Consider the following 7873-nt stretch of genomic DNA (forward strand, 5'->3'; position numbering starts at 1 on the left):
TCCCTATTGTGCGTCAAGGTGGAAACGGGCCGTCGTTCGTCCTGTTCTCACGCACTCTCTCTCCGTGAGCACCCGCGCCCTGTTACGGCGTCAGACGGCGGACTCCAGCGCGACGACCAGGGTCATGGCGGTGGCGCTGCCGATGGGCACGCTGATGTTGTCGTCGAGGCGGATGGGCAGTATCTCTATGCCCGCGGCGACCGCGGCCCCCAGAAGACGCGCCGAGAGCGCTATGTTTGCTCCCAGGGGCGCCAGCAGGAGGCCCGCCACGGTCGCACCCACCAGGAAGACGAACGCCCCCTCTATGCTCTTGCCCTTCCATCGCCAGTGACCCGCGCGCTCTCCGACAACGCTCGCCAGGGGGTCGCCCCACGCCGTGTACGCGACGGCCAGCACCGCGATACGGGCGTCGAACACCGCGAACACCATGAGGGCGGACAGGACAAGGTACGTCGCTCCGGAGACCGCCTGCCTTTCATGCGTTTTTACCAGGGGAGCGAAACGGCCTACGAGCCACCCGTTCAAGTCGGGCCGCGCGAAGCGCAACGCTTCGAGGACGAAGGCAAGCGCGGCGAGGACGCCAAGTGTCGGGAGAAGCGTCCCCCGGCTCACTAGCAGGCCCAGGGCCGCGATCAGGCTGCCGAGGCAAGCGTGCAGGACGTGGCGGAGAGCCGTCGGTTGGGACGCTGGTGTCGCTGTCATCCGGAGGCAAGGAACTCGTCGCGGACCCGCCGCAGCGCGTCAGGCTGCGTCAGCAGGTCGGCGACGGTCATGGCCATCGCCTTGGCGCCGTCCAGCATGCCTTTCCGCGCCGCGGGCGAGACGGCGGCCCGCGCGAACTCAGGGGCGTGAAGCGACGCCCCGCCTTGCGGCGCGATGGCGAGCAGAGGGTGGATGGACGGCACCAGGGCGCTCACGTTGCCCATGTCCGTGCTGAAGGGGTGCTCTGAACTCATGGGGAGGACATTGCGGCCCAGGACCATCATGTTGCCGGCGTACAACTCGGCAAGGGCCTGGTTGGTGCGCAGGGCGGCGAAACGCTGGGACCCCCAGCGGTGCTGGAGCCGGGCGCCCGTGGCCCGGGCCGCGCCCTCGAAGCAGGCCAGCACCTTGGGCAGCAGCTCGTCCAGCAGGATATCGTCGCGCGCGCGCACCATCAGGCTTGCCGCGGCGTGGGCGGGAATGACGTTGGACGCCTCGCCGCCGTCCGTGATGATGCCGTGCACGCGGCTGCCATCGCGCAGGTGCTGGCGGAGCGCGTTCAGGCCGTTCCAGGCCAGGACCAGCGCGTCCAGGGCGTTGATGCCCAGATGCGGATGCGCGGCGGCGTGGGCCGCCCGTCCGAAGAACTCCACCTCCAACGTGACGCATGCCAGAGCGAGGACACCGGCCCGGTCCTCGCCGGCCGGATGCACCATCATCGCGGCGTCAAGCTCCCGAAAAGCGCCGCGCTCCGCCATGACCACCTTGCCGCCACCGCCCTCTTCGGCGGGCGTCCCGAAGACGACGACGGCGCCGCCCGCCGCGTCAACGGCGTGACGCGCCGCCACGCCCGCGCCGACGGCGGCTGTTGCGATAATGTTATGTCCGCATGCGTGTCCCAGCTTGGGGAGCGCGTCGTACTCGGCCAGGATGCCGATGATAGGCCTGCCCTTCCCATACGTGGCCTTGAACGCGGTCGGCGTGTCGCAGATGCCGCGCTGTACGCGGAATCCCTGGCGCTCAAGGAACTCCGTCAGCCACGCCGCGGCCCGCGTCTCCTGAAAACCGATCTCCGGGTGCGCGTGAATGCGACGGGCCAGCGCCCACAGCGCGGACTTGTGCCCGTCAACCTCGGCGGCCATGCGCTTTTTCAGCGCCGTCATGGGGGGTGCGGTCTTCTCAGACATTCTATATTATGTCACCTTCTCCCCCGAACGGCCCGCGCGTGCGCTTACGACTGCCGCCGTCAGAGACAGCATCGCGGCCGGCACGTAGAAGGCTCCTATGGAGAACCCCGTGGCAACGGAGAAGCCTGACAGGAGGATGGCCACTGTCCACAAGACGAGCCGACGGACGACGGGATTCAGGCGTTGGGCTTGAGCACAGACGAAGGCCAGAGCCGCCAGCGCAACAGGCGCCGAGAGAGGGACAAGGGCCATTGGGCCGTTGACTTCGATGAGGGACGCGGCCCCCCGTATGACTCGCGGCGCGCCGCCCGCTGGGGCACCGGAGGTTGCGCTGATGCTCTCATAGGAATAGGAGTACGGCCACAGAATCAGCCACAACGATGCGGCCAGCGCAATGACCAGCGACATGCCGCTCATGATTTCCGTAGCGCGATGGTATCTCATGGGTTGCCTCGGCGCCTATTTTGTGCGTGGCGTTCGTGACGGCGACGCGTAGGCCCTGCCCTACCGCCCCGCAGGGCGGGGCTGCGGGGCCAGGGAACGGAGACGGCTGATCACCCCGGTGAGAGTATCCAGGACGTAGTCCACCTCGGCCTCGGTGTTCTCCGGCCCCACGGTGAAGCGCAGGCTCCCGGCCGCCAGCTCCGTGGTCAGGCCTATGCCCAGGAGCACGTGGGAAGGCTCCGGGCTGGCCGAGTTGCACGCGCTACCCGTGGAGCAGGCGATACCCTGGAGGTCCAGGCCCAGTACCATGGATTCGCCCTCAGCGCCGTCGAAGGAAAAATGCGCGTTGTGCGGCAGGCGCTGGGCGGGATGGCCGTTCAGCCGCGCGCCCGGCACGCGCTCAAAGACGCCGCGCATAAGCCTGTCTCTGAGCATCCGGCATCGAGAGCTGATTGACTCCCTGCCCTCCGCGGCCAGCCGCAGGGCCGTCGCCGCGCCCACCATGCCGGGGACGTTTTCGGTGCCCGCCCTGCGGTGTCGCTCGTGACCGCCGCCGACCTGCTGCGCCAGGAAGGGCGTGCCTTTGCGGAAGTACAGAACGCCGACGCCCTTGGGCCCGAAGAACTTGTGCGCCGCGAGGCTCAGCATGTCCACGCCCAGCTTGCCCACATCGAGGTCAAGCATCCATGCCTGGACTGCGTCCGTGTGGACTACTATCGGATGCCCAACTTTTTTGGCCCTGTCCTTGACCACGCGCACAATGTCGTGGACCGGCTCGATGGTCCCTATCTCATTGTTCGCCATCATGATGCTGACGACGGTTGTGCGGTCGGTCAGCGCCCGCTCCAGGTCATCCAGCCGCACCAGCCCGTCCTTGTCCACGGCCAGGTAGGTCACCTTGAATCCCATCTGCTCCAGTTGCTGGCATGAGTGCAGGACGGCGTGGTGCTCAATCGTGGACGTGATGATGTGGTCGCCCGACTGCCGCAGGGCGTGCGCGGCGCCCTTGATGGCGATGTTGTCGGACTCGGTGCCGCCGCTCGTGAAAACGACGTCCTGGGGCGCGCACCCCAGCACATGCGCCACCGTCTCGTGGGACTCGTCCACGGCCTTCCGCGCTTCCTGTCCGAAGCCGTGGACGCTCGACGGGTTGCCGAATGTGTTTGTGAAGAATGGCAGCATGCTCTCCACGACGCGCGGGTCCGTCGGGGTCGTGGCGGCATGGTCCATGTAAACGCGCTTGCCCATACTTCCGCTCCTCTCCCGGCGATCGAGCGTTACTTCAGCTCCGACCGAAGCCGGATGATGTGGAGCAGCCTGTCCCTGGCCACCACGCCTACCACCATATCGCGGTCCACCACGGGCAACTGGTTGACGTCCGCCTCGTCCATGCGCTCCAGAACGCTCAGCGCATCATCCTGCGGAGCAACGTACTTCATTTTATCCAGAGGCGTCATGACGTCGCTGGCCAGGGTGGAATCCCAGCGCTCCCTGGGGACGGCCTTGATGTTGCGCAGTGTGATAATGCCGTCCAGGACGCCGTTCGAGCCGACCAGCAGGAACCGCCGGTCCTGGAGAAGCAGACTCTCGTCCACCACGCGGCGCAGGGTGGTGGAGCGGGACACCATCGGCAAGTCGCGCGTCATCACGTCGCGGGCGGTGTAGCCGGTCAGGGATTCGCGAAGGACCATCTGTGAGTAGGTGGAGGTGGCCGCATTGTCCAGGAACCAGCCGATGAAGGCGATCCACACCCCTCCCATGAGCCCAATCTTTACGCCCGTCAGGTTGGCGATGAGGGAGGCGCCGAGCGCTGAGACGGCGCCGCCCACGATGAACGTCCACGCCACCACACGTCCCACCGTCACCGCGATGCGCGTGGCGGAGCGATAGTCGCGGCGCACCCACCAGAGGATGGCGCGCAGCACGCGTCCGCCGTCCAGCGGAAAGCCCGGTATGAGGTTGAAGACGGCGAGGTTGAGGTTAATGACGGCGAGCCAGCCCGTCATGGCGGCAAGGGTTTCGCTGACGGGATCGGCCACCAATTGCAGCCCGTAGAAGAGACCCGCCAGGGCCAGGCTCATGAGCGGCCCGACGACCGCAATGAGCGCCTCGACGCGTGGCTTCGTCGCCTCCCGCGCGATCTGGGAGACGCCTCCGAAGATGAACAGAGTGATGCCTTTGACGGGGATGCCGAAGGACAGGGCGACGACGCTGTGGGCCAGCTCGTGCCCCAGCACGGAGCCGAAGAACAGGAGGCTGGTGACCAGAGCCGCCGTCCACCGGGTCTCCGGCGACCATAGCGGGGAAAACTGGGCGGCGAGCGAGACGGTCACCAGCGCGAAGATGATGAACCAACTGTAGCTCACCCCCAGCGGGATGCCGAAAACACGGCCTATGTGCAATGAGCTTGTCGTAGTGGCCCTCCCACCTGTTGCTGTGCTACCGTCCTACACATCTTACAACGACTGCATGCTTGTCACAATCTGTCCCCGAACGTGGTTCTCTTTCCTTGGGGTGGTTGGGTAGGGATACAGGATACTTCTTGCCGATGTTTGGCAGGGCATATAGAATGGGCGCATGTCCTTCGAAGTCGTATTAGAGTTTATAGGCTATCTAATTCGCAAGACTGCACTGTGGCTAGCCACAGTGGTGGCGTTCGGCATCATCAAATTGATACCACGAATTTATTTCGAAGATGTGTTACTCCAATGGTTCAAAGACGTTGTGCTACGTGGCAGGTGGTCTATGTTTGAACCTGCCGCCACAATCTTTGTGCAGTGGATTCTACCATTCCTACTGGCCTTTGTATTCGCGTGGCTAGTATGGAAATATGCTTGGAAAGGCGGCAGAGAGAAATTAGCAAATGAGCTGGGGTTGCACCATGCCAAAGGCAATGCCACTAAAGGACTTGCCGACTATGAAGTCGCAGCTAAAAAGGTCATTGCGAGAATGCCGTTGATTTGGGTGACTGAAATACCCACATTTGCTTCATTTGCGAATGGTTTGGCTACGTGTGAAGCTCAAGTGGGACAGTATCTAGATAAAGGAGACCATTCCAGCAAGAACGCCCAACGCATTATCTCGCAAGCCGCCAGGCTAACAAGACAATATGCAGACCACCTCGACCTACAAATTCCAATTTGGGAAAAGCAAGCCAAAAACGTCACGGATGGAACAGCGGCATGGGGTGACTGGCTTGTCTCGACGGCGAGTGTCCCTCATAGTGAAATCCGAGCATTCAAAAACCTAAATAGGATTCTCATGCGCTGGTCTGAATTGGCTGGTAAGGGTTGCACCATATTTGGGGAACAACTGAATGACCTTACGGTGCTAGACACCAGCCAAGATACTAAGAATGGGCGCGGAAGGATAAAAGAAGCTTTGCGACGTTTGGCTGCTATTATGGAGACAGTCAAAACCAGTTGTGAGTGCACGCTTTCCAAATTGGAGGACGTGCACTGATGGGGAAACTCGTTTTGACCCCAATATGCCACCAACCAAAAGGAAACAGAACCTCGAACGTGGTGTATTTGACACTGCCGCGGATACGCGGCTATAATACGGCTGTCTTTAGCTTGCCCGACGGTTCCCGTCACGCAGGGCGGGAAGGAGGCGGATGGACATGACCCTCAAGGACAAGCTGATGGCCGACTTACAGGACTCGATGCGGAAGGGAGACACCATCCGCCGCGACGTCATTCGATTCCTGCGCTCCGGCATCGGCAACGAAGAGGTCGCCCGGAATGTGGAGAGCCTGGACGACGTCGGAGTGGCGGAGATCATCGCCCGTCAGGCCAAGCAGCGCAGGGAAAGCATCATTGAGTTCAAGAAGGGCAACCGCCAGGACCTCGTGGCGAAGGAGGAGGCGGAGCTCGCCATCCTTCTGTCCTACATGCCGCAGCAGATGTCTCGTGACGAGCTGACCGCGCTGGTCAAGAAGGTCATCCAGGACGTGGGCGCGCACGGCCCCGCCGACAAAGGCAAAGTCATGGGGCGTCTGATGCCCCAGGTCAAGGGGAAAGCGGACGGCCGCGATGTCAATGAGGTGGTCACGACGCTTCTGGCGAACCCCTCTGCTTGACGCCACGCGTACAATAAAACGGTTGGAATGCCCTCAGACCCATCCGGCTGGGGGCGTTCTTTTCCAGAAGTCATTCCAAAATGCCTGCTCCCCCTTCGACAAGCTCAGGGTGAGCGGTGGTTTTTCCGTTCATGGTGAGCCTGCCTGCCCTGAGCAGAGCCGAAGGGTCGAACCATGAGGCCGAATCTTGGAACGGGTTCCAGTAGACTGATAACGGGTTACAACATGCGATTCGGAGTCATCGTCTTCCCCGGCACCTGGAGCGACAGGGACTGCCACTGGGTACTTGACCAGGTCTTTCACCAGCCCGTGGAGTATGTCTGGCACAAAGAGGCCGACGCCTCACGGTTCGACGGTCTTATCCTCCCCGGGGGCTTTTCCTACGGCGACTACCTGCGCGCCGGGGCCATCGCCCGGTTCTCCCCCATCATGCGGGAGGTGGCGCGCTTCGCCCGGCAGGGCCGCCCGGTCTGGGGCATTTGCAACGGCTTCCAGGTGCTCTGCGAGGCGGGCCTGCTTCCCGGCGTCCTCATGCGCAACCGCGACCTGCGCTATCACTGCCAGTGGGTGCACCTGCGCGTCGAGAACGCCAACACCCCCTACACCCGAACGTGCAAGCCGGGCCAGGTGCTGCGCATTCCCATCTCCCACGGCGAGGGCAACTACTTCGTGGACAAAGCGACCCTCGCGCGAATGGAACAGCGCGGACAGGTCGTCTTCCGCTATTGCACCCCTTCGGGCGCCGTCACCGACGAGGCCAACCCTAACGGAGCGCTGGACAACATCGCGGGCGTGACCAACGCCGAGGGGAATGTCCTCGGGATGATGCCGCACCCGGAGCGCTGCTGCGAGGCCGTCCTGGGCGGCACGGACGGTCGCTTCCTGTTCGAGTCCGTTCTCAAGAGTGCGATTGCCAGAGTGACGGCCTAGTCTGTGATCGCAGTCAGTACGCTACGCGGCGAGAAGGTCGTCCTGCGCCTCCGCTTCTTCGGCGACGGTCGCTACCGGGACCTCAACGTGATGGGTATTCTACGAGAAGAGTGGGAGAAGGGCGCGTCCAACGGCGCATAGGCCGGCGGTGACGCGGCGGCACCCCGCTTTGCGGGGCCCGGTCGCAGCCCCCCTTCCCAGGAGAGTCGCGTTTTACCATGCGTGTCTCCCAACAGCACCTGGATGACCTGGCCATATCCCGCCAGGAGTACGGCCTCATCGTCAGTCGGCTGGGCCGGGAGCCTAACCTGCTGGAGCTTGGGCTTTTCGGCTCGCTGTGGAGCGAGCACTGCGGCTACAAGCACTCCAAGCTGCTGCTCAGCCAGTTCCCCCACAAAAGCCCGCGCGTGCTCATCGGCCCCGGCGAGGAGAACGCCGGCGCGGTGGACATCGGCGGCGGGCTGGCCGTCGTCATGAAAGTGGAGTCGCACAACCACCCCTCGGCGGTGGAGCCGTTCCAGGGCGCGGC

General features: G+C 63.6%; 10 protein-coding genes. 5 read left to right on the forward strand and 5 right to left on the reverse strand.

Annotated elements, in window-relative coordinates; translation table 11 throughout:
- Positions 1–90: 90 nt before the first annotated feature.
- The 5 genes from Q7T26_11520 to Q7T26_11540 are packed head-to-tail and all read right to left on the reverse strand — an operon-like array spanning position 91 to position 4735.
- Positions 91–702 carry a hypothetical protein gene (locus Q7T26_11520; protein MDO8532767.1) on the reverse strand — a complete coding sequence of 204 codons (612 nt, stop codon included), beginning with the start codon at positions 700–702 and terminating at the stop codon, positions 91–93.
- Positions 699–1889 carry a M20 family metallopeptidase gene (locus Q7T26_11525; GenBank protein ID MDO8532768.1) on the reverse strand — a complete coding sequence of 397 codons (1191 nt, stop codon included), beginning with the start codon at positions 1887–1889 and terminating at the stop codon, positions 699–701. The genes Q7T26_11520 and Q7T26_11525 overlap by 4 nt, the downstream gene beginning before the upstream one ends.
- Before the next feature lie 6 nt (positions 1890–1895).
- Positions 1896–2333, reverse strand: coding sequence for a hypothetical protein (locus tag Q7T26_11530; GenBank protein MDO8532769.1), 438 nt, complete (start codon positions 2331–2333; stop codon positions 1896–1898).
- Positions 2334–2393: 60 nt separating this feature from the next.
- Positions 2394–3581, reverse strand: coding sequence for a cysteine desulfurase family protein (locus Q7T26_11535; protein ID MDO8532770.1), 1188 nt, complete (start codon positions 3579–3581; stop codon positions 2394–2396).
- A gap of 29 nt (positions 3582–3610) precedes the next feature.
- Complete coding sequence (locus Q7T26_11540; protein MDO8532771.1) at positions 3611–4735, reverse strand: site-2 protease family protein; 1125 nt, start codon at positions 4733–4735, stop codon at positions 3611–3613.
- A 175-nt stretch (positions 4736–4910) separates the two neighbouring features.
- Between Q7T26_11540 and Q7T26_11545 the strand changes: the two genes are divergently transcribed.
- From Q7T26_11545 to Q7T26_11565, 5 genes are all read left to right on the forward strand, one after another.
- Positions 4911–5795, forward strand: coding sequence for a hypothetical protein (locus Q7T26_11545; GenBank protein MDO8532772.1), 885 nt, complete (start codon positions 4911–4913; stop codon positions 5793–5795).
- Between the two features lie 160 nt (positions 5796–5955).
- Entirely contained in the window at positions 5956–6414 is a 459-nt protein-coding gene (locus Q7T26_11550) for a GatB/YqeY domain-containing protein (protein ID MDO8532773.1), read from the forward strand.
- 225 nt (positions 6415–6639) lie between these two features.
- Positions 6640–7344 (forward strand): phosphoribosylformylglycinamidine synthase subunit PurQ, encoded by a 705-nt coding sequence (gene purQ, locus Q7T26_11555; GenBank protein MDO8532774.1) that lies wholly within the window; start codon positions 6640–6642, stop codon positions 7342–7344.
- A 3-nt stretch (positions 7345–7347) separates the two neighbouring features.
- Positions 7348–7485, forward strand: a complete 138-nt coding sequence (locus Q7T26_11560; GenBank protein ID MDO8532775.1) for a hypothetical protein — start codon at positions 7348–7350, stop codon at positions 7483–7485.
- Between the two features lie 77 nt (positions 7486–7562).
- Positions 7563–7873: phosphoribosylformylglycinamidine synthase II (locus tag Q7T26_11565; protein MDO8532776.1), on the forward strand; the 311-nt coding region annotated here is incomplete at its 3' end.

Source organism: Dehalococcoidia bacterium, assembly GCA_030648205.1.
Classification (GTDB): Bacteria; Chloroflexota; Dehalococcoidia; order JAUSIH01; family JAUSIH01; genus JAUSIH01.